Origin of the sequence: Psychrobacter sp. Ps6, assembly GCF_022129235.1 — a bacterium.
Taxonomy (GTDB): Bacteria; Pseudomonadota; Gammaproteobacteria; order Pseudomonadales; family Moraxellaceae; genus Psychrobacter.
In genome coordinates this window covers 1-24,202 of sequence record NZ_JADQAI010000007.1, presented here as the reverse complement: position 1 = coordinate 24,202, position 24,202 = coordinate 1, and the positions used below count along the sequence as shown (strand labels likewise).

At 44.9% G+C, this 24,202-nt stretch carries 19 protein-coding genes; 5 read left to right on the top strand and 14 right to left on the bottom strand.

Features of this window, described 5'->3' with window-relative positions; all coding sequences use genetic code 11:
• From I3255_RS09225 to recG, 6 genes are all read right to left on the bottom strand, one after another.
• Entirely contained in the window at nt 1–939 is a 939-nt protein-coding gene (locus tag I3255_RS09225) for an EamA family transporter (protein ID WP_238038581.1), read from the bottom strand.
• Between the two features lie 89 nt (nt 940–1,028).
• Nucleotides 1,029–1,739 (bottom strand): AraC family transcriptional regulator, encoded by a 711-nt coding sequence (locus I3255_RS09220; protein ID WP_238038580.1) that lies wholly within the window; start codon nt 1,737–1,739, stop codon nt 1,029–1,031.
• Between the two features lie 59 nt (nt 1,740–1,798).
• Nucleotides 1,799–4,891, bottom strand: a complete 3,093-nt coding sequence (locus tag I3255_RS09215; RefSeq protein WP_238038579.1) for an efflux RND transporter permease subunit — start codon at nt 4,889–4,891, stop codon at nt 1,799–1,801.
• The gene (locus tag I3255_RS09210) at nt 4,888–6,228 is read right to left on the bottom strand and encodes an efflux RND transporter periplasmic adaptor subunit (RefSeq protein ID WP_238038578.1); all 1,341 of its coding nucleotides are present in this window, start codon (nt 6,226–6,228) and stop codon (nt 4,888–4,890) included. The genes I3255_RS09215 and I3255_RS09210 overlap by 4 nt, the downstream gene beginning before the upstream one ends.
• A 90-nt stretch (nt 6,229–6,318) precedes the next feature.
• A complete protein-coding gene (locus tag I3255_RS09205; RefSeq protein ID WP_238038577.1) occupies nt 6,319–7,002 on the bottom strand; it encodes a TetR/AcrR family transcriptional regulator in 684 nt (227 codons plus the stop codon).
• A gap of 73 nt (nt 7,003–7,075) precedes the next feature.
• Entirely contained in the window at nt 7,076–9,427 is a 2,352-nt protein-coding gene (gene recG, locus I3255_RS09200) for an ATP-dependent DNA helicase RecG (protein ID WP_238038576.1), read from the bottom strand.
• 288 nt (nt 9,428–9,715) lie between these two features.
• Between recG and I3255_RS09195 the strand changes: the two genes are divergently transcribed.
• Nucleotides 9,716–10,702 carry a patatin-like phospholipase family protein gene (locus tag I3255_RS09195; protein ID WP_238038575.1) on the top strand — a complete coding sequence of 329 codons (987 nt, stop codon included), beginning with the start codon at nt 9,716–9,718 and terminating at the stop codon, nt 10,700–10,702.
• Nucleotides 10,703–10,847: 145 nt separating this feature from the next.
• On the opposite strand, the gene I3255_RS09190 is transcribed toward I3255_RS09195, so the two are convergent.
• Nucleotides 10,848–11,435 carry a hypothetical protein gene (locus I3255_RS09190; protein ID WP_058025061.1) on the bottom strand — a complete coding sequence of 196 codons (588 nt, stop codon included), beginning with the start codon at nt 11,433–11,435 and terminating at the stop codon, nt 10,848–10,850.
• A gap of 341 nt (nt 11,436–11,776) precedes the next feature.
• Between I3255_RS09190 and argA the strand changes: the two genes are divergently transcribed.
• Nucleotides 11,777–13,099: an amino-acid N-acetyltransferase gene (gene argA / locus I3255_RS09185; protein WP_238038574.1), complete on the top strand. Its 1,323-nt coding sequence runs from the start codon at nt 11,777–11,779 to the stop codon at nt 13,097–13,099.
• A 94-nt stretch (nt 13,100–13,193) separates the two neighbouring features.
• Here the strand turns inward: argA and I3255_RS09180 are convergent, their stop codons facing one another.
• The gene (locus I3255_RS09180) at nt 13,194–13,925 is read right to left on the bottom strand and encodes an FKBP-type peptidyl-prolyl cis-trans isomerase (protein WP_058025059.1); all 732 of its coding nucleotides are present in this window, start codon (nt 13,923–13,925) and stop codon (nt 13,194–13,196) included.
• Nucleotides 13,926–14,387: 462 nt separating this feature from the next.
• Between I3255_RS09180 and I3255_RS09175 the strand changes: the two genes are divergently transcribed.
• Nucleotides 14,388–16,088: a mechanosensitive ion channel gene (locus I3255_RS09175; RefSeq protein ID WP_238038573.1), complete on the top strand. Its 1,701-nt coding sequence runs from the start codon at nt 14,388–14,390 to the stop codon at nt 16,086–16,088.
• 65 nt (nt 16,089–16,153) lie between these two features.
• Here I3255_RS09175 and I3255_RS09170 read toward each other — a convergent pair whose 3' ends face one another.
• On the bottom strand, nt 16,154–17,593 hold the full coding sequence (locus tag I3255_RS09170) for a hypothetical protein (protein ID WP_238038572.1): 1,440 nt from the start codon (nt 17,591–17,593) through the stop codon (nt 16,154–16,156).
• Between the two features lie 294 nt (nt 17,594–17,887).
• Between I3255_RS09170 and I3255_RS09165 the strand changes: the two genes are divergently transcribed.
• On the top strand, nt 17,888–18,670 hold the full coding sequence (locus I3255_RS09165) for an SDR family oxidoreductase (protein WP_075106519.1): 783 nt from the start codon (nt 17,888–17,890) through the stop codon (nt 18,668–18,670).
• 160 nt (nt 18,671–18,830) lie between these two features.
• Here I3255_RS09165 and I3255_RS09160 read toward each other — a convergent pair whose 3' ends face one another.
• The 3 genes from I3255_RS09160 to I3255_RS09150 all read right to left on the bottom strand — a co-directional run bounded on the left by I3255_RS09160 (nt 18,831) and on the right by I3255_RS09150 (nt 22,341).
• Nucleotides 18,831–19,559 carry a lysophospholipid acyltransferase family protein gene (locus tag I3255_RS09160; RefSeq protein WP_238038571.1) on the bottom strand — a complete coding sequence of 243 codons (729 nt, stop codon included), beginning with the start codon at nt 19,557–19,559 and terminating at the stop codon, nt 18,831–18,833.
• A gap of 131 nt (nt 19,560–19,690) precedes the next feature.
• Nucleotides 19,691–21,577 carry a DNA topoisomerase IV subunit B gene (parE, locus tag I3255_RS09155; RefSeq protein WP_238038570.1) on the bottom strand — a complete coding sequence of 629 codons (1,887 nt, stop codon included), beginning with the start codon at nt 21,575–21,577 and terminating at the stop codon, nt 19,691–19,693.
• A 110-nt stretch (nt 21,578–21,687) separates the two neighbouring features.
• Nucleotides 21,688–22,341 (bottom strand): YqiA/YcfP family alpha/beta fold hydrolase, encoded by a 654-nt coding sequence (locus I3255_RS09150; RefSeq protein ID WP_238038569.1) that lies wholly within the window; start codon nt 22,339–22,341, stop codon nt 21,688–21,690.
• Between the two features lie 188 nt (nt 22,342–22,529).
• On the opposite strand from I3255_RS09150, the gene I3255_RS09145 reads away from it, so the two are divergent.
• A complete protein-coding gene (locus I3255_RS09145; RefSeq protein WP_238038568.1) occupies nt 22,530–22,790 on the top strand; it encodes a DUF1289 domain-containing protein in 261 nt (86 codons plus the stop codon).
• 53 nt (nt 22,791–22,843) lie between these two features.
• On the opposite strand, the gene I3255_RS09140 is transcribed toward I3255_RS09145, so the two are convergent.
• Together I3255_RS09140 and I3255_RS09135 are read right to left on the bottom strand one after the other, a co-directional pair.
• On the bottom strand, nt 22,844–23,380 hold the full coding sequence (locus I3255_RS09140) for a hypothetical protein (protein WP_238038567.1): 537 nt from the start codon (nt 23,378–23,380) through the stop codon (nt 22,844–22,846).
• A gap of 57 nt (nt 23,381–23,437) precedes the next feature.
• A complete protein-coding gene (locus I3255_RS09135; protein WP_238038566.1) occupies nt 23,438–23,779 on the bottom strand; it encodes a hypothetical protein in 342 nt (113 codons plus the stop codon).
• Between the last annotated feature and the right edge of the window lie 423 nt (nt 23,780–24,202).

The following is a 24,202-nucleotide window of genomic DNA, read 5'->3' as shown; positions in this document are numbered from 1 at the left end:
TCAGCTGATAGGTAATCTGTGGTTTTCTGGATTTACTTTTGGCTTTGGGATTTTGATGACTTGTAATAATAAACAGATCACCATCAGCCCCATCCCTAGCCAACCGATAGAAGAGAAAGCTTCTCCAATGATGATGATAGCGAGTATGGTCGCTACAATGGGTTCTAGCAATGTAATGAGTGTGGCTCGGCTCGCCTCAATCACTTTTAACGCTTGACCAAAAAGTAGGTAACCCAAAAACATCGGAGCAATGGCCATATATAGCGCAACACTGATATGTTTAATGTCTAAAAATAAGTTGTCACCTGTAAATAGCAATGACGGCAACAGTAATATGGCTGACAAACCAAACATACTTGCCATGGCTGACTTGGCATTGACCCCATTTTCTATCATTTGGTGCGCTGACCACGAGTACGTGGCGTAGGTCAGTCCGGCAACCAATCCGAGCAACACGCCCAACACCTGATTGCTCGACGCTACAGTTACGTCCAAATAGTGCGTTTTCCCCAAGGTTAGCAAGATAACGCCAATGCCACCAAAGGTAAAACTTATCTTCCAGCGTCTAGTGATATTTTTATTGCTGATCAGACGCTCCATCATGACGGTAAAAAACGGTGCGCTCGCAATGGATATAACGGTGCCGATAGCCACACCCGCGAGCCGCATGGAGGAATAAAAAGCCAAAGGATAGATGGCAACACAGAGACTGCCGATAAGTAAAACTTTCGGCTGAGACAGTAGTTTTGCTTTATCGCTGACTAGGTATTTTTTGGCATTTAATACCAGTAAAATACCGCCTACACCCATGGCAAACGCCCCGATACCTAACGGACTCACGTCAGGTATAAAAGCAGAAGCAGTCCCTGTCGTCCCCCAAAATATACTGGCGACTACCACACATAGTACTGCGCTCAAACCAGATTGAATCTGCAACATAACGGTCATCTCAAAAGTTATCGTGAATGATACTATTATAGAACGCTAGTTATGAGATACTTTGCAGATAGGACGGTTTTGTTGGCAGGTCAGACGTGCTTTAATTTGGAAGGAGCAACACCGAAATACTGTGAAAATCGGCGGCTAAACGCACTGACATCGGTATAACCGACCAGCTCAGCGACGATAGAGACGGGGGAATCTGTATGTAGTAGTAAGGCCTGCGCCTTTTGCATTCTGAGTTTAGTAATGTACTCAGTCAAGGTCTGCTCAGTTTGCGCCTTGAAGTTCTTTTTAAGCTGCGTAGGACTTAAGCAAGCAATATTGGCTAATACGTCTATGGTGAGATTTGTCGAGAGGTTATGAGTGATATAAGACACGACCGCTCTGATTCTATGGTCGTATTGAAAAAACAGCTTTTGTTCTGCTAAAAGTTTATAGAAGGTAGCAAACATCAATGCTTCAATATCAGGGTTGATCTGATGCTTTAATTGACTCTCCGAAAACGCCAAAAATGACAATAATGGCGCGCTTATCGAAAAAACAATGTGTGCTGAATTTAAAATATGTGATGGCAAACTGTCTGTGTCCACCACAATAAACTTGGCATTCTCTTCGGCATTAAAATAGTGCGTTTCATTGGCTTTGACGATGACACATTCGCTTGGCGTTACTTTACCACGATAGCTTGCCACTTCAATATTTATCACGCCTCGCAGTGGCAACACAATCTGATGAAAGTCATGAGAATGCCCGCGGGTTTGACGAGTATACGACCTGATAGAGAGTGTATTGATCATTTATAGTGTTCCGCCTGCATCGTTCTTCCTATTGATACTGCTATTCGCTATTCGGCTCACTACTTTATATCACGCTGTTTACCATGTGGCACTAGCCATTTGGCAAACCAGCCTGACACATCGTCCATCAACGTATAGACAACTGGAATGACCACCAGACTGAGTAGCGTTGACGTCACTAGCCCGCCCAATACCGCTGCTGCCATCGGTCGTCTAAACGTAGGATCGGCATCGCCCCAGCCAAAGACCAAGGGTAACATGCCTGCACCCATCGCAATGGTGGTCATGATGATAGGCCGCGCACGTTTGCGACAGGCATCCATAATGGCCTCAAAACGCGCCAGCCCTCGGCGCTGAGCAATCAGCGCGTAATCGACGAGTAGGATTGAGTTTTTGGTTGCGATACCCATGAGCATAATAAAGCCAATCATCGACGGCATCGACAGACTGCTATTGGTAATCACCAAACCCACAAACGCACCGCCTATCGACAACGGCAATGCCATCAAAATGGTAAATGGCTGTAATAAACGGCCAAATAATAAAATGAGAACGCCTAAAATACAGACCACACCCACCGACATCGCAATGATAAACCCACTAAAGAGATCCGCCATGTTCTCAGCTTGACCTTGATCAATGATGGTAATCGAAGGCGGTAATTGCTGCATTGTTGGCACGGATTTGACCGCTTGTACCAAATCGCCTAACTCGCCATCTGCTGGTTGCACTGTGATGCTAATTGCACGCTCCCGATCTAGCCTGCTAATCTGCGCAGGCCCTGTACCAAAATCAAGTGCTGCGACTTCGCCCACGCGCACTCCTTGCCCTGCAGGCATGGTACTCGGCACGTACAGTCCTTCTAACTGACTGACGTTTTGCTTGGCAACATCTGGTAGACGCACCACGATAGGAATCTGACGCGTATCAAGATTGAGCTTAGACAAGCGCTGCTCATAGTCGCCAACAGTCGCCACACGTAACGTGGTCGCAATATCTTGCGTCGTCACCCCTTTGTCAGCCATCGCTAGTCTATCTGGCGTCACCGTCAGCTCTTGACGCGGCAAACTGCGATCGCTGGTCACCGCGCCTGCACTTGGCAAACCGCGTATCTCAGTCATGATTTTTTGCGCAGTCTGTTCGAGTAATTGAGGATTGGTACTGGTTAATGAAAAGTTATATCCACTCTCCCCGCCGCTCGATAGTCCAACGGTAAAGCGAGCACCTGGCACTTCAGTCATTAATTTACTAATTTTGCGTTCTATTTCTTGCTTGGTGCCTCGTTCTGCACGCGGGGCAAGTACGATATCCAAGCCCGCAATATTTTCAGCTTTAACGCCACCACCGTCCGACGCACCCATCGACGCCTGTGCCTCTCCCACCGAGGTAAAGATATTCGTCACCTCAGGCATAGCCAAAATACGCTCACTGGCAAGCGCAGCCACCCGCTCTGTATCTGCTAATGCCACATCGGGTGTCAGCTCAATCGCCACTCGAGTTTGATCGATATCGTTATCAGGGATAAAGGCAGTTGGCAACAGCTTGACCAGCCCAAGTGAGGCCACAAACAGTACTAGCGTTGCTCCCATGGTGAGCCAGCGATGATGTAATGTCCACGAGACGATTTTGAGATAATACCCCATCATCGCGCTTTGCTTCTCGACGTGGTTTTTTTCAGGTCGAAGTATGTATGCCGCCATCATCGGTGTAATCAAACGCGCCACCATGAGCGAGGCAAAAATGGATAACGCCGCCGTCCAACCAAACTGACGGAAGAACTGTCCAACGATACCGCCCATAAAGGCTGTTGGTAAAAACACCGCAATCAAAGTAAAGGTCGTGGCAACCACCGCCAGACCAATCTCATCAGCTGCTTCCATCGCGGCTTCATAAGGGGTTTTACCCATACGCAAATGTCGTATGATGTTTTCGACCTCAACGATCGCATCATCGACCAATACGCCAATGACCAGTGATAATGCCAATAGCGAGATAATATTGAGGCTGAAGCCGAAAAGATACATGCCCAAAAAGGTAGGGATCACGGATAAAGGCAAGGCGACAGCGGCAACAATCGTCGCTCGAATATTGCGTAGAAATAAAAATACGACGACGACCGCTAAAATGCCACCTTCGATTAACATCCGCAGAGAGGCTTCATAATCCTCAGCAATGGGCGTCGCGCGATCATAGACTTTTTCGATACTGATATTGCCAGTATCAGCAGTCAGCTTGGCAAGCTCATCATCAACAAGCGCCATGACATCGACCTCACTGGCACCGCGCGAGCGAGTGATGTTAAATGCCACTACTGTTTTACCGTCAAGTTTAGCAATCGAGCTTGGGTCGGCGGCGCCATCAGTGATCTGTGCCATCCGTCCAAGCGCTTGCGTACCGCCAGTGGGAACCGCGACTTGTACATCGTTAAGCTCATTCGCTCGCTCAACCGCACCAAGGACACGGATCGTCTGCGTCGTATTTCCAACTTCTGCCTCACCGCCAGAGCTGTCTTGCTGAATGCCCGCGATTTGTTGCGAGAGCTGCGAGATGGATAGTGTTAGACCACTTAGCGCAATCGGATCAGCGGCAACAGTAATCTCACGCTGAAGCCCGCCAACACGGCTAACGGTACTCACACCCGGTATATCAGAGAGCCGCTTGGTGACCGTATCATCCACAAACCATGACAGATCCTCTACGCTCATATTGTCAGAGGCCACAGAGTACGTGACTACCGGGAATCCTGCCGTAGATACTTTGGTAATAATAGGATCGTTAGCAGCGGCTGGTAGATCGCCACGCACCTCACCCACCGCAGAGCGTACATCGTCGACGGCTTCTTGAATGTCTTTTTCTAACACAAATTCGGTCGCCATTGTCGCAGCACCAGTCTGCAACGTGGTGCGGATATGACTTACGCCTTCGATACTGGTCAGTTTGTTTTCAATTTTCTTAGCGATATCGTTTTCAAGCTGCGAGGGCGCGGCACCAGGCAACGTGACTGTCACTACCACAGCGGGCAGGTCGATATCCGGAAACTGCTGCACCTTCATTTTCATAAAGCCATAGGTGCCGCCGAGTGTCAGGAGCACAAATAGCAATATCGCGACGAGCGGGTTTTTGATCGAGTAAGCGGAGACGTTTAGACTCATGACTGTGCCTGCGCTGCTGTATTGACAGCGGTACTGGTTTGGCTCACACCATTAACAATACGTACCAAATCTCCATCATTTAAGAAACTACCGCCTTGCTTCACAATATGACTGTCGCTTGGCAATGGCTCTAGTACGGCGACATTTTCACCAAGTCGCTCGCCTAAGGTCACTCGTTGTTGTTTGATACGTCCCATTGACTTACCGTCAGTCGTGGTCAGATCAGTCACTAGCATCACATAGTCATAGCCATCGTTACTGACGATAGCGCTATTAGGAATCGTTTGGGTGCTGGCACTACCGAGCAGGAACTCACCAGTCTGATACATGCCAGCGCGGATTTTTGAATTAGCCGCGAGGCTCGCATAAATCGTGATTTGGCGATTATTATCTGCCGTCGGTGCAATACGGCTCACCTGCCCCATCACACTATCATTACCCGGTAGAGCGACTCGTACGGGTGTACCAATATTGATATCGCCAATCAGCTTCGGATCTAACTCTGCTCGCCATTCCAATATGCCGCCTTTGATAATCGTAAATAATGGATCACCACCTGCGACCTGCCCAACTTCGATCATTTTTTCACTGATGATGCCACTGACAGGCGCGACTACTGTGGCATTGTTGAGGGTCAAACGCTGATTACTTAAACGAGCTTTAGACGCTTGCAACGCTGCGCGGGCACGCACCTCAGAGGTACGATAGCGATCGGCTTCTTGTTTACTGATGGCGTCAATATCGATGAGTGGCAATACGCGGGCCGCATCGGCGCTGGCGTTAGCGAGCGTGGCTTCTGCCTCTGCCACGTCTGCCTCTGCTTGCAGCACTTGCTGCTCCATCGCATCGGTATCAAACATGGCGAGCACTTGCCCCGCTCTCACGCGGTCACCCTCTTCGACCAATACACGCTCAATAGCCACACCACTGACTTTTGCACTGACATTAGCGATATCTTTGGCGTTGATGGTGCCATCAGCGCTAATTGTGCGACCGATATCATCTTGGCTTGGGCTGACTGTTTCTACTGACAAGACAGACTGCTCCGTACTCGCAGCGCTATCAGCTTCATTGCCACCTGCCACACCACTAGAGGCTACCGACTCCTCTCGTAACTCATCTGTACTACTGCCCCAATACTTACCTAGCACAACTCCAATCACCAGCACCGCAACCAATGCTGGTATGAGCCACAGTGGCATTTTTGCGGGAGAATTTTTAGATGAGGCATCAGTTTGACGATACGGTGGTAGCTCAGCGTGTTGAGGTGTCTCAATATTGGTTTGCTGTCCGCTAGTCGGTTCTTGCTTATTATCAGGGTCTTTAAAGTCACTCATAGTCGGTCTCTATAAATACGGATAATAATAAAAGCAGCGCTTAAACGTTCACTCAAAAACAATCACTGGACAGCTACTAGTCAGAATAGCTTATGAATTAGTGGTTAGTGCGCTATCTTTTTGCAACAAGCTCATTGCGAGATTTTTTGCAAACGATTTAAGCTGTTGTTGTAACTCTGGTTGTTCATAAACCGACCCGCCAAGCGTGGCTTGTTGTAGTGACGAGTCAGTAAACATACCGATGGTAAAATAAAGCAAGGTGAACAGGCGCAATGGCTTAGTATGATCGTCAGCGGGACCAAGAAATGTGGACAGATAGCCTTGAAACCGTGCCAATACTTGAATGTCATGTTCAAACAAAGTCACCATTTCTGGGTTATTCTGTACCGAGATATTCTGTGACGCTAGCTTAGCAATTGCTGGATTCTCAATGAGTAAATCCAAAGTTTTATCGATCCACTGCTCTAACGCTTGGGCGGGCTCAAGTGTGCTATCTGCAATCGCGGCTTCCGTTTGAGATACAAAAGCTAACAGCTGACGAGCATGCATTCTACATACCGCTTCATACAGCGACCGTTTGCTTTGCCAGTGAAAGTGAATGGTGGAGATATTCTTGCCAGAAGCCTTTGCGATATCTCGAGTAGTAACTGCTTTAAAACCTTTAGTCGAAAACAGCGCTTCGGCACATCGTAAAATGGAGGCGGCACTACTATCAGGTTCGGATTCGACCCGATCCAGCGCGGTTTCAAAGTCAATTTCAGATAATTTTGTCATGGGTCATTATTAATCAATCAATTGATTGAGTCAAACGTTTTAGATATCCAAATGGTATATAATAATAGCCCTTTTAAGCATTGGTATAACGACTTGCCTCAGGCATCCAGCGGTGAATCAGTTGGCTGACATCTGCTTTTCTCGCAGGATCTGCAATCAAGTGCTTCGCCAAACGCTGCGCAATGGCAAATAACTGCTCATCACGAATAAGATCGGCCAAATAGTAGCCAGTATTACCTGTCTGACGTTTACCGAGCAGTTCACCCGGCCCGCGCAGCTCTAAGTCTTTTTGAGCAATGACAAAACCATCGGTGCTATCACGTAGTACGTTCAAACGCTCTATGCCTGTTTCTGATAATGGTTTTTGGTATAACAACACACAAAAGCTCTTAGTTGAGCCGCGCCCAACGCGCCCGCGCAACTGATGCAACTGCGACAGACCTAGACGCTCCGCATTTTCGATCACCATGAGCGACGCATTGGGCACATCGACCCCCACCTCGATGACGGTTGTGGCAATGAGCAAATCCAAATCACCCGCCTTGAATGCTTGCATGATGGCTTGTTTATCCGCAGATTTCATTTTGCCATGTACCAATCCAATGCGAATATCTAAGCGCTCATTCAAATCTTCATACGTGGCTTCAGCTGCTTGCGCATCCAATACGCTAGATGCTTCTACTAAGGAGCACACCCAATATGCTTGCCTGCCCGCTTCGCAATTCACGGCAATGCGTTCGATCACCTCATCGCGTCGATTACGATCGATGGTCACCGTCGTAATTGGGGTACGCCCTGGCGGTAACTCATCAATAATAGAGGTATCCATATCACCATAGACGCTCATGGCAAGCGTACGCGGAATGGGGGTAGCTGTCATAATTAGCTGATGCGGTGTGCTATTGGCCACGCCTTTGTTGGTCAATGCCATACGCTGCTCAACACCAAATCGATGCTGCTCATCAATGATCACGAGGCCTAGTTTGGCAAACTGCACTTGCTCTTGAAACAACGCATGCGTACCAACGACGATTTGTACCGTATTTTCCGCAACTGCTTCCAATGCTTCACGGCGTTGTTTAGCAGTTTGCTTACCCGCGAGCCAACCAACACCGATACCTAGCGGCTCAAACCATTGTTTAAAATTCACAAGATGCTGCTCTGCTAAGATTTCCGTCGGCGCCATGACTGCTACCTGCCAGCCACTATCAAGCGCATAACCCGCCGCTCCTGCTGCAACCAACGTCTTGCCAGCGCCCACATCGCCTTGTACCAGTCGTAGCATTGGGATAGAGGTTGCCATATCAGTGGTGATGTCTTTCATCACTCGTTTTTGTGCACCTGTTAGATCAAACGGCAATGCACCAAATAGCTTATCAGCAAGCGGACTGCGGGTCGTACATTTGGGTGATTTATGCTGATGCAGCTGTTGACGACGGTACAACAGGCTGAGCTGATGGGCGGTCAGCTCTTCAATGATTAAACGCTGACAGGCAGCATGAGTACGCGCAGTCAGTTGGGTCAACAGTTTATATTGCTGGCTTGCATTAGTATAAGTGGGCGGTGTGTGTAGCAGCACTAAGGCTTCAAATATCGTTAAGTTGTAGACATTACTATGAGCGATACGAGCAGCCGCGCTATGAACATCGTTATTGACGTTGTAAACGGACGCAGTAGGCCTATTCACACTACTGCCAATCATATTATCAGGCACACTTCGCGCCAGCATCGAAAAAATATCTTCTGGAAATTCTGTCTCTAACAGTACAGATTTGGCTGGCTCAAAAGGTACTAATGGTAAGTCAGCCACAACAGCAAAATCATCCATCGTAAACAGCGTCATCGGTAGACCTTGACTACGAACCGTTTGCAGTGCCAGTTTGATCAAAGTGCGTAGCTTATTTTGGTGCAAGCCTTTCACACTAGGATAAATGGGCTGTAGACCCGTATCGGTCGTGGCTATATTATCTGTGATAATTTGATATTCAGGATGGTGTATTTGTTTGCCGTAACGACTGACTTTGACTTCACCAAACAGCTGTAATCGCGTCCCCAAATTCATGGTCTGCGCAAGGCCGCGATAGACTTTAAAAAACCGCAAAGCTATGGTGCCTGTATCATCGTCCACAGTGACGGTCATACCGCTACGTTTAGTATCGACATGGACCACGCGTCCGGTAATCATAGCCGACTGTCCGTGCGCCACTTCTGCGATTGATACCAGTCGACTGCGATCTTCATAATCACGCGGCAAATGCAGTAGCAAATCAAATATTCGCTTGATATTCAATTGTGCCAATTGCTCAGCCACCTTTGTCCCGACACCTGCCAGCGCCGTCACTGGCATATCTAACGCCGAGAGTGGCAAATCAAGCCTTGATTGGCTCATTGGACTGGCTGAAGAAACATTCACCGATACTGGCATCAAAGATCCTAACAAGGTTATTTATTATTTTTATCTGTGTCATCGACTGTTTTAAATATAACTCACCCAGGCAGGATTGTCATAAAATTACCCGTAAAAACAGCAAAATATAAACATCAATTCATCTCATTATAGCTGAACAGTCAATGACTTATGCTAAGCTATTCCGTCATGACTGCAAAACCCCTTAAGACAACTTGTTTACATCTATCATATGAATAATAGTAGCTGTCTTATTTTCTACATCATGGTTTTTATAAATCACGGTCATTTTATAAGGTGTTTTTTATGTCAGACTCTGCTCTGTATCGACCGTCTTATCAAGGTTTAAGTATATTACGTCTTAGTATGCTTGCCGTCGCTGGGTTATGCGTCAGTGCTTGCAGTACCCTAACACCCACTGCTCAAATACCTAAAACGCCAGAGCCTATCGTGGAATTACCTAGCGTCGCCTTGGTCTTGGGTGGCGGCGGTGCCAAAGGGTTTGCTCATGTGGGTGTGATAAAGGCATTGGAAGAGAATGGCATCAAACCAACACTGATCGTCGGTACGAGTGTCGGCAGCTTAATCGGTAGCCTGTATGCCAGTGGTTACACGCCAGTACAGCTTGAGCAATTGGCACTGACCACCACCGATAGCCAGTTGACGGACTTCACACTGTCCAATCAAGGCTTTGTCGAAGGCATTAAACTCAAAAATTTTGTGAATGAAAAAGTTCGCGGACAAGTCATAGAAGACTTTCCAATTACCTTTGCCGCCGTTGCAGCAGAAAAAGACACTCTAAAAAAAGCCGTGCTGACCACTGGCGATGCTGGGCTTGCTGTCCAAGCATCCTGTAGCGTGCCTAATATTTTTATTGCCCCGCGTATTCCAGAAAAAGTGGGTAAAAAATATATCGATGGTGGCGTGGTCAGCCTCGTACCCGTTGACAGCGCACGCGACTTGGGCGCTGATATTGTTATCGCTGTTGATGTGACTGCCGCTCAAGTCAATGGACCTACTGATAATAGAGCACTAACTATCAGCTCATTAAGCGACTTTTGGGGATTTCTCGAAACCAATATCGTATCCACTACCAATCGCTCCTCATCAATACGCCGCGAACGAGATCGCGCGGATATTGTCATTACGCCAAATGTCGGTCGTAACAGCTCAATAGATACCAGGCAACGTCGTGCGCTCATAGAAGCAGGTGCGCAAGCCACAACGCCACAAATCAACGCCATCAAACAGCTGATTCGAGAGAAATCTACTAGCAAATACGCAACGCTTTAAGTAACTCTATCTGAATACTAATGAATACGGATTTCAATCAGCGTCGAACACAGCACATAAAAAAGCACCACCGTTATAAACGGTGGTGCTTTTTCAATAATAAACATCAATATCTGGCGAACTTTTTACTATAAAGGTCTTAGCGTTATTTAACGCGCGCGCGATATTTTACTGCAACGGTGTCATTCAAACCGACACCTTCAAGATCCCAACGAACCGCTTTGTAATACTTGAGCGCGACATCTTGTAGCTGGTTGTCTACCTTGGTACGTAGTGGCATACGGGCGAAGTTATTGCCATCGACGCTACCATATGGGAACTCAGGTGCCACTGTACCAAGTAATTCTACTTGATCTGGGATACTCATTGTGACCGTCATCTTACGGACGCGATCGGCATTGGTGTTGGTAAAGTACCCTTGATACTCCAGTACATTACCTGATTGCAGACGAGTATTTGTATCGACAGGGACGAGTACTTCTTGACCATTGGCATCAACACTGACCAACGATGCTGTGATTTTACTATTGACCGCTTGAGCACTTGAATTGCTACTCGCATTTGTATTGGCTTGAACTGCCATTGAGCTATCAACTGCTTGCTCTGGTGTTGGCAGCATGGCAGATGCCTGCGTGACTACCATCGCACCGATGAGCGTACCGGCAACAACGTGAAATAAGCGATGACCGCTCCAAGCACTAAATGGGCTAGCAAATTGGTTACTTTTTTTCATAATTCTCATTATCCCTGATTGATATATCGGTAAAGCACAGATGACAAAAACTGAGTTGTCTTAACACATAGTCAATAATTAAAAGAATCAGATTCATTATTTTTATTGATTATCTTCGTTCATTGACAGTAAAGCAATAGCGCTTAGCATAGCAAAAAGCATTTGTGTGTACATTAACCCCGTGTTGAGGTTGTGTATATCACCAATGGGCAATGAAAAGACCTCAATACAGCTGAAATAAAAGATAGCTCATAACCGCGTTTTTTGCTATGGTAAATCTTTAGCGTTAGGCATTTTTTTGCTACGCCCTTTTTCTTATTCTAACGACTACTGCTCCCATTATGACTACTAGTTCCATGCCACAGATTAACCCTGAATACGTCCATTGGTTCCGTAACTCTGCCCCATACATTAATACGCATCGCGGTAAGACTTTCGTGATTATGTTTGGCGGTGAAGCGGTCAATCATCCTAACTTCAGCACGCTGATTCATGACTTTGCCTTGCTCCATAGTTTGGGTATCAAACTGGTACTGGTACACGGGGCGCGACCGCAGATCGAAAAAAACTTAAAAGACGATAATATTGAATCTCCGCTGCATCAAGACATTCGTATCACGCCGCGTGCCGCCATGCCTGCTATCCTGCAAGCGGTTGGCGCGATTCGCTTACAGATCGAAGCACAACTGTCGATGGGGCTGGCCAATTCGCCCATGTACGGTTCACGTATTGACGCCATCTCAGGCAACTTTGTCACGGCGCGCCCTTATGGCATTCGTGAAGGCATTGACTATCAAATGACAGGGGAAGTGCGCTCTATTGACGTTGAGGCTATCAAAAACAATCTACTGCATGACCATATCGTGATATTAGGCTCGATGGGCTATTCTGCGACGGGTGAAGTATTCAATTTGCTGGCTGAAGACGTTGCGCTTAGCGCCGCGGTAGAATTGGGTGCTGATAAGCTGATATTCTTGGGCGAAGAAGCAGGTATCAATGATGGTGATCGCTTGCTACATGAGATGATTCCTAACGAAGTGGATCGCTTCTTACGTGACCGCGATTTGAACTGTGAAATCAATTATTTCTTGAACTGCGCAAGCTTGGCTTGCCGCCAAGGTGTCCATCGCACGCATATCATCTCCTATGCTAAAAACGGTGCCCTATTAGAAGAGTTATTCACTCGTGACGGATCTGGTACGCTAATCAGCCACGACCCATACGAAGAAATTCGCCGTGCTAATGTCGATGATGTGGTTGGCCTTCTTGAGCTGTTATCACCGCTAGAAGAACAAGGTATTTTGGTCAGTCGCTCGCGTGAGCGCTTAGAGCAAGAGATCGATAACTATAGCGTCATCGAACGCGATGGGATGATTTTGGGCTGTGCAGCCTTGCATACGCTAGACGCAGAGTCCGCAGAAGTCGCTTGCGTTGCCGTACGTCCTGAATATCGCAATGGTAGCCGCGGCGCTGACTTGCTCGCGTTTTTAGAGCAGCAAGCCCGCAGCCATGGTTTATATAAGCTGTTTGTATTGACTACTCGTACCGCGCATTGGTTCGTGGAACAAGGCTTTGCGGAAGTTGAGGCAAGTGCCTTGCCATCAGCACGTCTGGAGAAGTACCACAATGGTCGCAACTCTAAAGTCTTTCAAAAAAACCTATAGTTTATAGCCAAACTGATATAAAAACCTTTGCTCACAAAAAAGCCTTCATAATGTCTATGAAGGCTTTTTCATATACTAATGCTTCAATCGCGCATTACTTTACTTTCAATAGCTCAACCGTAAAGATAAGCGTGCTGTTTGGCTCAATACCAGCGTTACCCGCTTCGCCATAGGCGATATCTGATGGGATATAGAACTCGTACTTGCCGCCCTCTTTCATCAACTGTAGACCTTCTGTCCAGCCAGCGATTACTTGGTTTAGTGGGAACTCAATTGGCTCACCACGCTCATAAGAGCTGTCAAATACGGTACCATCGATCAATTTACCTTCGTAGTTCACTTCCACCACGTCAGTTGCTTTTGGCGATTTACCTGTACCTTCTTTCAATACTTTATATTGCAAGCCAGAATCCGTTTGCTTCACACCTTCTTTTTTCGCATTTTCTGCTAAGAATGCTGTGCCAGCGGTTTTATTTTCTGTTGCTTTGGTTTGCATGTCTTTTGCGAACTGTTCTTCTTGCTCTTTTTGATACGTCATCAATACTTCTTGCATTTGCTCTTGGGTCAATGCTGAATCATTGCCTTCGTAACCATCACGGAAACCTTTTTCAAAAGTATCCAGGTTCAAATCTTTGACAGCTTCTTTATTGCCTTCTGCCATCATGAATCCTAAGCTATAGCCCACTTTTTCACTTGCTGAGCTCTGTTCAGTGATAGAAACGCTTTGAGCAGCTGTTTCTTGACTGCCGTTATTGGTGCTACAGCCTGTCATTAACAACATAGCACTAGCAAGAGCGCTAATGCTTAAAGTAGTGATTTTTTTCATAGATTACTCTCTGATTGTAAGAATAGTGGCGAGATGTCACATTGTTCTATAATAACAAATCTTAGTTTTGGGAACCACGCTTTACATGAAATTATCGGGCTAATGTACAGTCTGTGTTAATATTTCCTATTATAATAACAAGTTATCACACAAATATAGTGGCAGGTAAAGCTTTCTATCTTTAAATCCATCAATACATAGGCTAAGCTAAATTAGTTAAGGAGATAAGTAATCGAATGTTGGTATTTATTGTTGATATATGAGTGTCAGTAGCAAAGCGATAACTAAAAACCAGACTGATACTTTTGATAATCCTCTTTATTCGAAAATTATAATATCTTCGCATAACTCAATTTAAAGACACTATTTATAATAAACCATCTATATATTTGTCTCGTTCAACAGTGATTGTACTAACAATACTTTTGAGTGTTACCTATAGGATGATTCAAGGAGGATAAGATGAACCCAATGTACACATCTTTTAACGGTTATCTTGGTGGGCCTATCGGTTCTATCATTGGCGCTATTTTGATATTTATCATTGGTTGGCTGGTCGCACTCGGTATCGCAGCACTTGTCCGCGGTGTGCTCTCTAAAGTCAATCTTAATCAACGCATGAACTCTTCAACCGGTAAAACTTACGATCTTGAGGGAATTATCTCCAAGATTGTTTTTTGGTTTATCTTTATCATTGCTATTTCAGGGGCGCTTAGCCAACTAAACTTAAACTCAATTTCGGCACCATTTGCAAATATGGTTAATCAAGTATTGGCATTTATCCCTAACCTCATCGGTGCGATTGCGCTTGGTGTGATTGGTTGGGTCATCGCCACGGTCGCACGCACTGCCATCAATGCGGCGCTTTCTAAAACAACAATGGACGAGCGTCTAAGCGCACAAGCAGGCGTAAAACCAATGAGCAGCACCATCGCTGATATGGTTTACTGGTTTATCTTATTGGTTGTTTTGACCATGGTACTCGGTCAGCTAGAGCTTGATGGTTTGTTTGCGCCATTAACAAATATGGTCGACAAAATTTTCAGCTTTATCCCTAACATCCTAATCGCTGGTGTGGTCTTTGTCGTCGGTTACATCATTGCCAAAGTCGTACGCGGCATTGTGACCAACCTTGTTTCTACTTTTAATGTTCAAGAGTTAGCGACGAAAGCGGGCTTAAGTGAACAGAACAGCCTACCTAATATTGCCGGTTCGCTAGCATTTTTAGTGGTTATTATCCCAACGATTATTGCTGCTTTGAATGCATTAAAAATCGATGTTATTGCTCGCCCTGCGACCAATATGCTAAATAAAATCATGGAAGCATTGCCAAACATCTTCATGGCAGTGGCTATCTTGTTTGTGACTTTTTATGTTGTACGTATGGTTGCAAATATCGTCAAAGGATTGCTTGAAAACACTCAAATCAATCAAATGCCTGCCAAAGTTGGCTTGCAAGAGACTATGGGTGACAAGAGAATCTCTGACTTAGTTGCTTATGCGATTATCTTCTTTGCTATGCTATTTGCTGCTATCGCAGCTGCTGATTTACTAGGTTTCGAGCCTATCTCAGCTATTATTACGATGTTTATCGCATTTGGCGCTAACATCATCTTAGGTGCGATTATCCTGTTCATCGGATTTTGGCTTGCCAATATTATTGCAGGTGTTGTTGAGCGTTCTGAACAAGGTTCACAATTCTTAGCAAACATTGTCCGTGTATTGATTATGGGCCTTGTACTTGCTATGGGTCTAAAAGCAATGGGTATTGCAGATTCAATCGTGAATCTAGCATTTGGTCTAACGCTAGGTGCTGTAGCCGTCGCCTTTGCCCTATCATTTGGTCTTGGTGGTCAAGAAGCAGCCGCACGTTTCCTACGTAAAATGCAAGATAAGATGGATCGTGAGCGCGACGAAGCAAAAGCAAAATCTACGCTGCAGCCAAGCTCATCAACGCAAGAAAAAGTTGCTGATTCAGTTCGTGACAACACACCTTCAGCCGCTAGCACATCAACGACTGATTTGCGTACAGATGTAGTCGATACGACTCGTGTCGATACTAATGATATTTATAATAATGATGTGAGTGATAATAACATCATCAATAACGACCCATTGTTACCTGGTAACGGTCTTGATGACGACTTCAACAATAAGTATTAATACATCGTTCTTCATTTTTAAATAAAAAAAAAGACAGCCTAGGCTGTCTTTTTTTGTGTGCGTCATTATTTCTTTCGCGCCGGTATAGTAAGACTTAGACGTACTTGAGATAACTTGTCAGATTGAGGATAACTCTCAGAGTTTTGAGCGGTTTGCTTCTCTGCATCTTGCATACTTTGATGCGATTTTCTACTCTTTAGTTGTTGTATTTGCTTGGTTAGCTGCCGCTCTCTTTGCGTCATCGCGTCCACTGACTGAATCCACACATCAATATCGATGAACGTTTCATTTGCCTCAGTAATAAGGTCGATACCGAGTACAACGATATGATGCAGCTCTGCTATCGGTAATCGAGTCGCAACATCCTGTGCAATTTTTGCTAGATTCGGTTGAATAGCATTTCTGCTATTCTTTGCTTGAACGTCTTGTCCATAGAATATCAGTACATAATGTCGACCCAAACTTTCGTAGGAATGCTGATGTACGATATAACCATCTTGTTGCAGCGTCTTACTTTGCTTAGGATGTCTATATAGCGTACGGATCAGCTCATGACGCGAAAATAAAGACTCATCTAATAGTTGCTGCTGCCAACGAAACCCCAACGGCTCAGTTGATGATTTTTGGTCATTACTAGATGTCTGCTTATCAGCATATGCTGCTATCATTTGTGTACTGAGCTGTGACCATAGCGTGGCTGCCTGCTGCATATGCTGTTGGTACATCTGCGCAGTCGTGCTCTGATTCTTGTATGCAAGCGCCATGGCCACCAACGCTGGATTAGGTTTGTCCTGAATGTCGTACTTGATAAGCGCATTGTCTACTGTGATTGCAGGTGTGAATAAAGAGGCGCTTTGCAAAAATTCAGCGACTAGCACTTCTTCTGATACAAAACTTGGGATATGGCTGATAGCCGAATATTGTAGTTGCCCTAAGTGATAATTCAAAAACCGCCATAACTCACAGGGTGTCTGTAACGCAACCAGTATTGAATGCCAGTCATGCCAGCTGAAGACTTGCAATTGCTGCCCGCCCTCACTCATGTCTACAACCAAGTCCTCCAAAAAATAACGAGCACCAAAAGCATGTTGCAAGTGATTTGAGTGCTTGCTGTCCTGACTATCAGTATTTTTCTTATGACCATCGACTACATCATCAGTAAGCTGAATATCAAAAACCAAAATATTATGAGTCTCTGCAACATGTTCATTTTGAGACAATGATGATTTATGCCGTGCCAGCGCAGCCTTTATAGCAGCCATACGTGCTCGCTCAATATCAGCTGAGCTTGTACTCATGGGCAAGTATAATGTCAGTGCCAGCAGTTGCAGCTTGCCGCCCGAGAGCTGGTGATGATAGTGGCGGGCGCTATAGCGAGCATCATATTGCTGTTCAATAGTCTGCATACCAGCCAGAGCGATGTCTACCGCTGCTGTCTGTAAGTAACAGGCCAGCTCACTAGCAAGATAGCCCCCATCGGATATTGTAGTAGACGAATGAGACACAGATTCTAGCCCTTTATAGTCTTATGGTATGTGATGAATGGCATTTTGGCTGATTAAAATGACGGCATATCTATAAATATAGTTATCAGCGTTTCAACATTTTTACGAATGTAAAATTACGCTACATAAGCACTATCAGACACAGTCGCTTTCAACGTAATGACTTGTTATGATGATATCAAAGCAGCAATGCTTGTGCGTGGATCTTATAGTTATAAGCTGCGCTCACGTATCAATGTCAGGTACGTTTATCGAATTTTAATAAGCACTATATAATAACAAGGATTGAGCATTATGAAGCGTTTTAAAGAAAAAACCGTCATCGTTACTGGAGCAGGCTCAGGCATTGGCCGGGCAACTGCTATTCGCTTCGCCGAGGAAGGCGCGAGAGTCGTTTTGGTAGGACGTACAGCTGAAACATTAGAGCAGACAGCAGCAGAATTCCCAGAAGATCATACATGGATTCATACCGACAACTACCTATGTGTCACTTGTGATATCAGCGTGCAAAGCCAGGTACAAGGGATGATTAGCAGCGCGATTGATAAGTTTGAGAAGATTGATATTTTGGTAAATAACGCAGGAAAGGCGATTCAAGGTAAAATAACAAACCTATCCTCTGAAGATTGGCACTCGGCTATTAATATTAATTTAAATGGCACGTTTTATGTCTGCCAAGCCGCCATGCCTCATCTAATCGCCACCAAAGGCAATATCGTCAATGTCTCATCTCTCTCAGGTATGGGCGGTGATTGGAACATGGCCGCCTATAACGCTGCCAAAGCGGGCGTCACCAATCTAACGCGTACGTTAGCAATGGATCATGGGCCCGATGGTGTACGTGTCAACGCCGTCAACCCAAGCGTGACCAAAACCAATATGACGACTGCTATTCAAGACAATGACAGCAAAATAGATAAGTTTTTAGCCCGTTGTCCACTTGGACGTTTGGCAGCACCAGAAGATATTGCCGCCGCCATTACCTTTTTAGCCAGTAATGATGCCTCTATGATTACTGGGGTAAACCTACCAGTTGATGGTGGTGTCAGCGCGTCTAATGGGCAGCCACAGTTTTAGTATATTGGCTGTCTGATGGATAGATACTAAAGCGATCTTATTTAAAAAAGCCCCTGATATTAAATTATCAGGGGCTTTTTTGTTTTTAGAGCTAAATTATAGAAATTTATTAAAATTAGTACCAATAACAACGTCAGTACCAATAATGCTGCCACAAGCTTTATTCAGCTGCGTTATTAACATCCTGTAGCGGCTGCGATAAGCGCTCAGGGTGGCGCGGCATCACGCCTTGGTATTGAGCATAGATTTTGGGTAAATCTGCTTCGATATCGCCAGTTGGATGGACCAGAGACAAAAAACGCACTTCCTTGGTATTATAATCTAGCGCAACTGGCAAGATAGGAACGCCAGCACCGACGGCTAAATAATAAAACCCCGTCTTCCAGCTTTCGGTATATTCTCGTGTACCCTCGGGTGCCAATCCCAAAAACAGCGGCTTGCCCGTTTTGAATTTATCGATACTTGATTGTAGTACTGAGCCCTTATCACTACGATTGATAGGAATGACCCCTATCCAATTCAATAATTGCGCAAATACAGGCACCTTAAATAGTGTGTGCTTACCCATGATACTAATTTTCAAATCCAGCGCAAATAAGCTAGGAATCGCGTAAACCCCATCGACATTAGAGGTATGCGGTAGTGCCAATACCACGGCCTGAGAGATATTAGGTATCTCACCGACCGTCCGCCATCCTGCTGTTTTCATCAACCAAGAGCCAATGATGGGCGATACTTTATTGCCACGCCTAGGCACGTTATCACCCACCTGCTTTCTACTAAGATTCGGCAGTATTTTTGAGCGCGTAGACGGAGCAGCATCAGACTTAGAGCGTTTAAAAATCTTCGGTATCATGACAGTATAATATAATGAATATACTGACATCATAACATTAAGCCTATAAGGCGAGGCTGATTTTTGCGTGCTTTTACTATGGCAAAAAGTGCTTAGCTATAAATATAAGTAATGATCCATTACGATATTTTATACATACATTTCTGAAAACTCACTACTACTTCTTAAGAAATATCAGCCAAATCACCTTTACTCTCAAGCCACGACTTGCGATCAGCGGCACGTTTTTTCGCTAGTAACATGTCCATAATACCATTGGTCAATACCATATCATCCATATCCAGCTGTACTAATCGACGCGTATCACGGCTCATCGTCGTCTCGCGTAGCTGCTCGGCACTCATCTCACCCAGCCCTTTAAAGCGGGTAATTTGCGCTTTTTTATTGCCCGGTACCTTGGCTAAAATATGCGCAAGCTCTGGCTCATCTAACGCATAGTGGACTTCTTTACCCACGTCTACTCGATACAGTGGCGGCATGGCAACGAATAAATGCCCTGCATCCACTAGCGCAGGGAAATGCTTCACAAACAACGCGCAAATCAGCGTCGCAATGTGTAGGCCGTCAGAGTCAGCATCTGCCAAGATACATATCTTGTCGTAACGCAGCTCGGACAAATCATCAGAGGCAGGGTCGACACCGATAGCTATGGCAATATCATGAATCTCTTGGCTGGATAGTACCGTATCTGATGACACTTCCCACGTATTCAAAATCTTACCACGCAGTGGCAATATCGCCTGATAATGACGATCACGTGCTTGCTTGGCACTACCGCCTGCCGAGTCACCCTCTACTAGGAACAGCTCAGCCCCATCACGCAGATCACCGCGGCAATCTGCCAATTTACCCGGCAATGCAGGCCCTTGTGTGATTTTCTTACGGGCAACTTTTTTGGCCGATTTTAGGCGACGTCCTGCTTTATTAATCGCTAATTCCGCAATCTGCGTACCCATGTCCGCATGTTGGTTTAACCACAAACTAAATGCATCTTTTGCCAATGTCTGTACGGCGCCAGCAGCCTCGCGACTCGATAGACGTTCTTTAGTCTGCCCAGAGAACTGCGGCTCAGAGAACTTCAAGGATAAGATATAGTTCACGCCATCCCAGACATCCTCAGCGGTCAGCTTTACACTGCGCGGTAGCAAGTTATGTATATCACAAAACTCACGCAATGCTTCTAGGATACCTGTACGCAGTCCATTGACGTGGGTACCGCCCTGCGCTGTCGGGATCAGGTTCACATAGCTTTCCTGAATAGGTGTGCCACCATCGGGCAACCAAGACAATGCAAAGGTAATAGCAGCACGTTCGCCCGCTTTCGCATCATAATTATAATAGAACGGTGCTTCAGGTAATGTTTCAAGACCATCTAACTGTTCGCTTAGATATTCAACAACACCATCCGTAAACTGCCAAACGACCTTTTCATCATTAATATCATCGGTGAACTCAATCGTCAGTCCCGCTGCCAAAACTGCTTTGGCTTTTAGATTGTGCTTGAGCTGCTTCACATTAAATTTTGGTGTATCAAAAAAGCTACCATCAGCCCAAAAGTGCACTCTCGTACCACGTTTGCGTTTGTTGGAGCTGACCGCTTCCGTCAACGGCGTCACGGCTGCGCCATTTTCGAACGCCATATCAAACTGGGTACTATCACGCCATACCGTCACTTCAACGCGCGTAGATAACGCATTAACGACAGAGATACCCACCCCATGCAAACCGCCGGAGACTTCATAATTGGAGGTCGAAAACTTGCCACCCGCATGCAAACGGGTCAAAATCAGCTCAATCCCGGATTGACCAAACTCAGGGTGAATATCCGTCGGCATACCGCGCCCATCATCTTCGACAGACAGCGACCCATCACTGTGCAACTGCACTTTGATGGTTTTGGCATAACCCGCTAACGCTTCATCCACCGAGTTGTCAATGACCTCTTGCGCCAAATGGTTTGGACGCGTGGTATCGGTATACATACCTGGGCGACGACGGACAGGTTCCAGCCCTTCTAAAACTTCTAACGATTGCGCATTATATTGACTCACAAATGCATCCTTAACTATTCATGTGCGTTTAACTCTATAAAACCATTATAACCAAAAACAGCGACGTTAAGGTCAATAGTCCATTGTTCACGTCATATAATGTCGTCTATCTAAGACTTTACTAACTCTCGTAGCATCTCTATCACCATCGGTAGCTGCTCACCGAAGTCACTAAAGCGATGATCGCCGCCTGCTTGTACGGTTACTGATACACCCTGCCCTTCATAAAAGGCCTGAGACAACTTAGAGTCTAATAGCTCATCCCCTTTTTTGAGCAGTACGGCAACTCTATTGGGATAAGTGACTTGAGATATCCGATGATCTGCAAACCACTGTAAATCTGCAGGCGTAATACTCCAGCCACCCGCCGTCGTATGCAGGACGTTATTATCCGATGACTCATCACTACTAACTTGATTTGATACTAAGTTATCAGAAAAACGCTGTAGGGTAATATGAGGCTGCGTGCTAGGGTTTAGCAAAAGTGCGGGGAAACCTATTTGGTTACTGATTAAGGTAGAAAAATAACCACCTAATGAGCTACCGACCAATACTGTATTGGACGATCCCGTCTGCTCATTTTTGCTATTGTTCAAACCTTCTACCAATGACAGCAGCTGCTCACGCACTTGCGCAGGCGATTTATTAAGATCAGGGCGCAGCACCGTGATATCAAGATGATGGCTCTGGCAATATTTTTCTAACAACAGCCCTTTGGTCGAGTTTGCATCGCTGTCTAGTCCATGGATATAAATCAGGTTCACGTATCATCTCACTTATTAATTTTGTTATGATTGTCTTATATAGGCCAGTGACGCTAAGCATAGCACCCGATGCGCAAAAATAATAACAATAAAACGGCACACTATTAGTCGGCATTTGCGACATAATAATATGGTCATAATCGTTTTGTGCCAGTCAAAGGAATGACGGTAATAGCAATGGAGTCGCCATGAATCAACAGTTTGAGCTGTTCGACATTGACAACCCTTGTATCGGTGTCTGTCAAAGCAATAAAAAAGGCTATTGCTTTGGTTGCCTGCGCAGTCGAGCCGAGCGCCAACGATGGCATCATATGACGACAGAGCAGCAACGCGAGGTACTAAGACTTATCGCAGGGCGTCAACTGCGTATTGAGCTCATGCGACTGCGTAAAAACGAGCAGTTGGGATTTGATTTTGAAGAAGAGTTTGAGATGGGTGAGTTGTTTTGAGAAAGATGAATTAAATAATAATTCCTATTATTTTTGCCCTGAATTAATAATTTTTATATCACATTTGCGCCCTTTAATACCCAAACAATTACGCCCTCTTTTTCTAGTTGAGGTTGACGACCTAATTCAAAATTAAGGCATATAAAAAACACAAACTTCAATTTGGCATCAGTTGCTAGTACTTTATTTATATCTTTCTTAAGTTTTTGATTACTTGTTGGAGCCACTGCAGCAAAAACCTCAGCAGCTAAGCCACCACATTCAGATTCAATATCAGAGCCTGGAGCAGTTCCTAGATTAAGCTGAAATGGAGCTAGTTCTGGATATTCAGTAAATAGAACTTCCAATGCGTAAAACGATGCTAGATAAGTGAAAGACTGATTGATCTGTTTAATGATATTGAGCGGACGATTAGAGTCTAAAGGATCAAAACCTATACCGCTAAACTTCATTTTTGAAAAAAGCGTTTGTGAAGAGATTGAACTGACGTTGGAGTTAATCTGCAATAAGGTCTTATCCATTGACTCGTATAGCTTTTGCTCAAGTTGTTCGAGTTCATTGATATCATTTACTTTAAAAGACTTAAGCATTTATTATAGCCATCTCAATACATCCAGATAACCAGATAAGTTGAGTTAAGTTATTTCTTAGTCATCGTATAGTATTAAATTATTTTTAGATAAGTCAGAAACTACCTCAGAATATTCAAATGTAAACCAAGAACTATGCGACTCAAATGTGACTTTGACAGGCGCTTTAGCGTTACCATGGATAAAATCTCCCATCTCATGTTCAAAAATAATTCCGAAATTTTCCTCAAAACAGTTACCCCAACAGTTTTGATCTTCCATATCAAATAGATATACATTTGGATGATGGTTTAATGTATCTAAATTCCAATTCTCCAAGGTAGGATGACTCTTTTTAACCCAGTTTAAAAAACTTTCTGTTCTATATACTGTAATAGCACTTCTATTTAGATATTTCACTTAAGACTGTCCTTGCAAGTTGCTGATGAAATTGTATGACATCTAATTGAAATTCTGAACAAGTATTATAGAAATTATATCACTGCACTAATCTTTCAAGATTATTACCATGAACCCAGATACTAGGCTTTACAAAATCACCAATTTTTCTTTGATCTCTACTCTCATATATTATAGACATGTTATAAGAAATATAAGCAATAACTTCTACTTCGATTTCTAAGACTTTTCCCAGTTATCTATAGCTTCTGCTACTCGCATATCTTTCAAATACGGTGAAATTGCATTGTGAAAATCTAGCATCAACGATCATAGTAATTGAAAATCAAATTCCAATAATACTGAACAAAGAAAAGCCCCTTGATACATTAGTATCAAGGGGCTAGTCAGAATAGAGAGCTGACGATGACCTACTCTCACATG

What these genes read in the sequence shown, in the direction of transcription:
- I3255_RS09225 (WP_238038581.1), bottom strand. Translation starts at nt 939, where the DNA reads ATGTTGCAGATTCAATCTGGTTTGAGCGCAGTACTATGTGTGGTAGTC.
- I3255_RS09220 (WP_238038580.1), bottom strand. Translation starts at nt 1,739, where the DNA reads ATGATCAATACACTCTCTATCAGGTCGTATACTCGTCAAACCCGCGGG.
- I3255_RS09215 (WP_238038579.1), bottom strand. Translation starts at nt 4,891, where the DNA reads ATGAGTCTAAACGTCTCCGCTTACTCGATCAAAAACCCGCTCGTCGCG.
- I3255_RS09210 (WP_238038578.1), bottom strand. Translation starts at nt 6,228, where the DNA reads ATGAGTGACTTTAAAGACCCTGATAATAAGCAAGAACCGACTAGCGGA.
- I3255_RS09205 (WP_238038577.1), bottom strand. Translation starts at nt 7,002, where the DNA reads ATGACAAAATTATCTGAAATTGACTTTGAAACCGCGCTGGATCGGGTC.
- recG (WP_238038576.1), bottom strand. Translation starts at nt 9,427, where the DNA reads ATGCCAGTATCGGTGAATGTTTCTTCAGCCAGTCCAATGAGCCAATCA.
- I3255_RS09195 (WP_238038575.1), top strand. Translation starts at nt 9,716, where the DNA reads ATGTCAGACTCTGCTCTGTATCGACCGTCTTATCAAGGTTTAAGTATA.
- I3255_RS09190 (WP_058025061.1), bottom strand. Translation starts at nt 11,435, where the DNA reads ATGAAAAAAAGTAACCAATTTGCTAGCCCATTTAGTGCTTGGAGCGGT.
- argA (WP_238038574.1), top strand. Translation starts at nt 11,777, where the DNA reads ATGACTACTAGTTCCATGCCACAGATTAACCCTGAATACGTCCATTGG.
- I3255_RS09180 (WP_058025059.1), bottom strand. Translation starts at nt 13,925, where the DNA reads ATGAAAAAAATCACTACTTTAAGCATTAGCGCTCTTGCTAGTGCTATG.
- I3255_RS09175 (WP_238038573.1), top strand. Translation starts at nt 14,388, where the DNA reads ATGAACCCAATGTACACATCTTTTAACGGTTATCTTGGTGGGCCTATC.
- I3255_RS09165 (WP_075106519.1), top strand. Translation starts at nt 17,888, where the DNA reads ATGAAGCGTTTTAAAGAAAAAACCGTCATCGTTACTGGAGCAGGCTCA.
- I3255_RS09160 (WP_238038571.1), bottom strand. Translation starts at nt 19,559, where the DNA reads ATGATGTCAGTATATTCATTATATTATACTGTCATGATACCGAAGATT.
- I3255_RS09145 (WP_238038568.1), top strand. Translation starts at nt 22,530, where the DNA reads ATGAATCAACAGTTTGAGCTGTTCGACATTGACAACCCTTGTATCGGT.
- I3255_RS09140 (WP_238038567.1), bottom strand. Translation starts at nt 23,380, where the DNA reads ATGCTTAAGTCTTTTAAAGTAAATGATATCAATGAACTCGAACAACTT.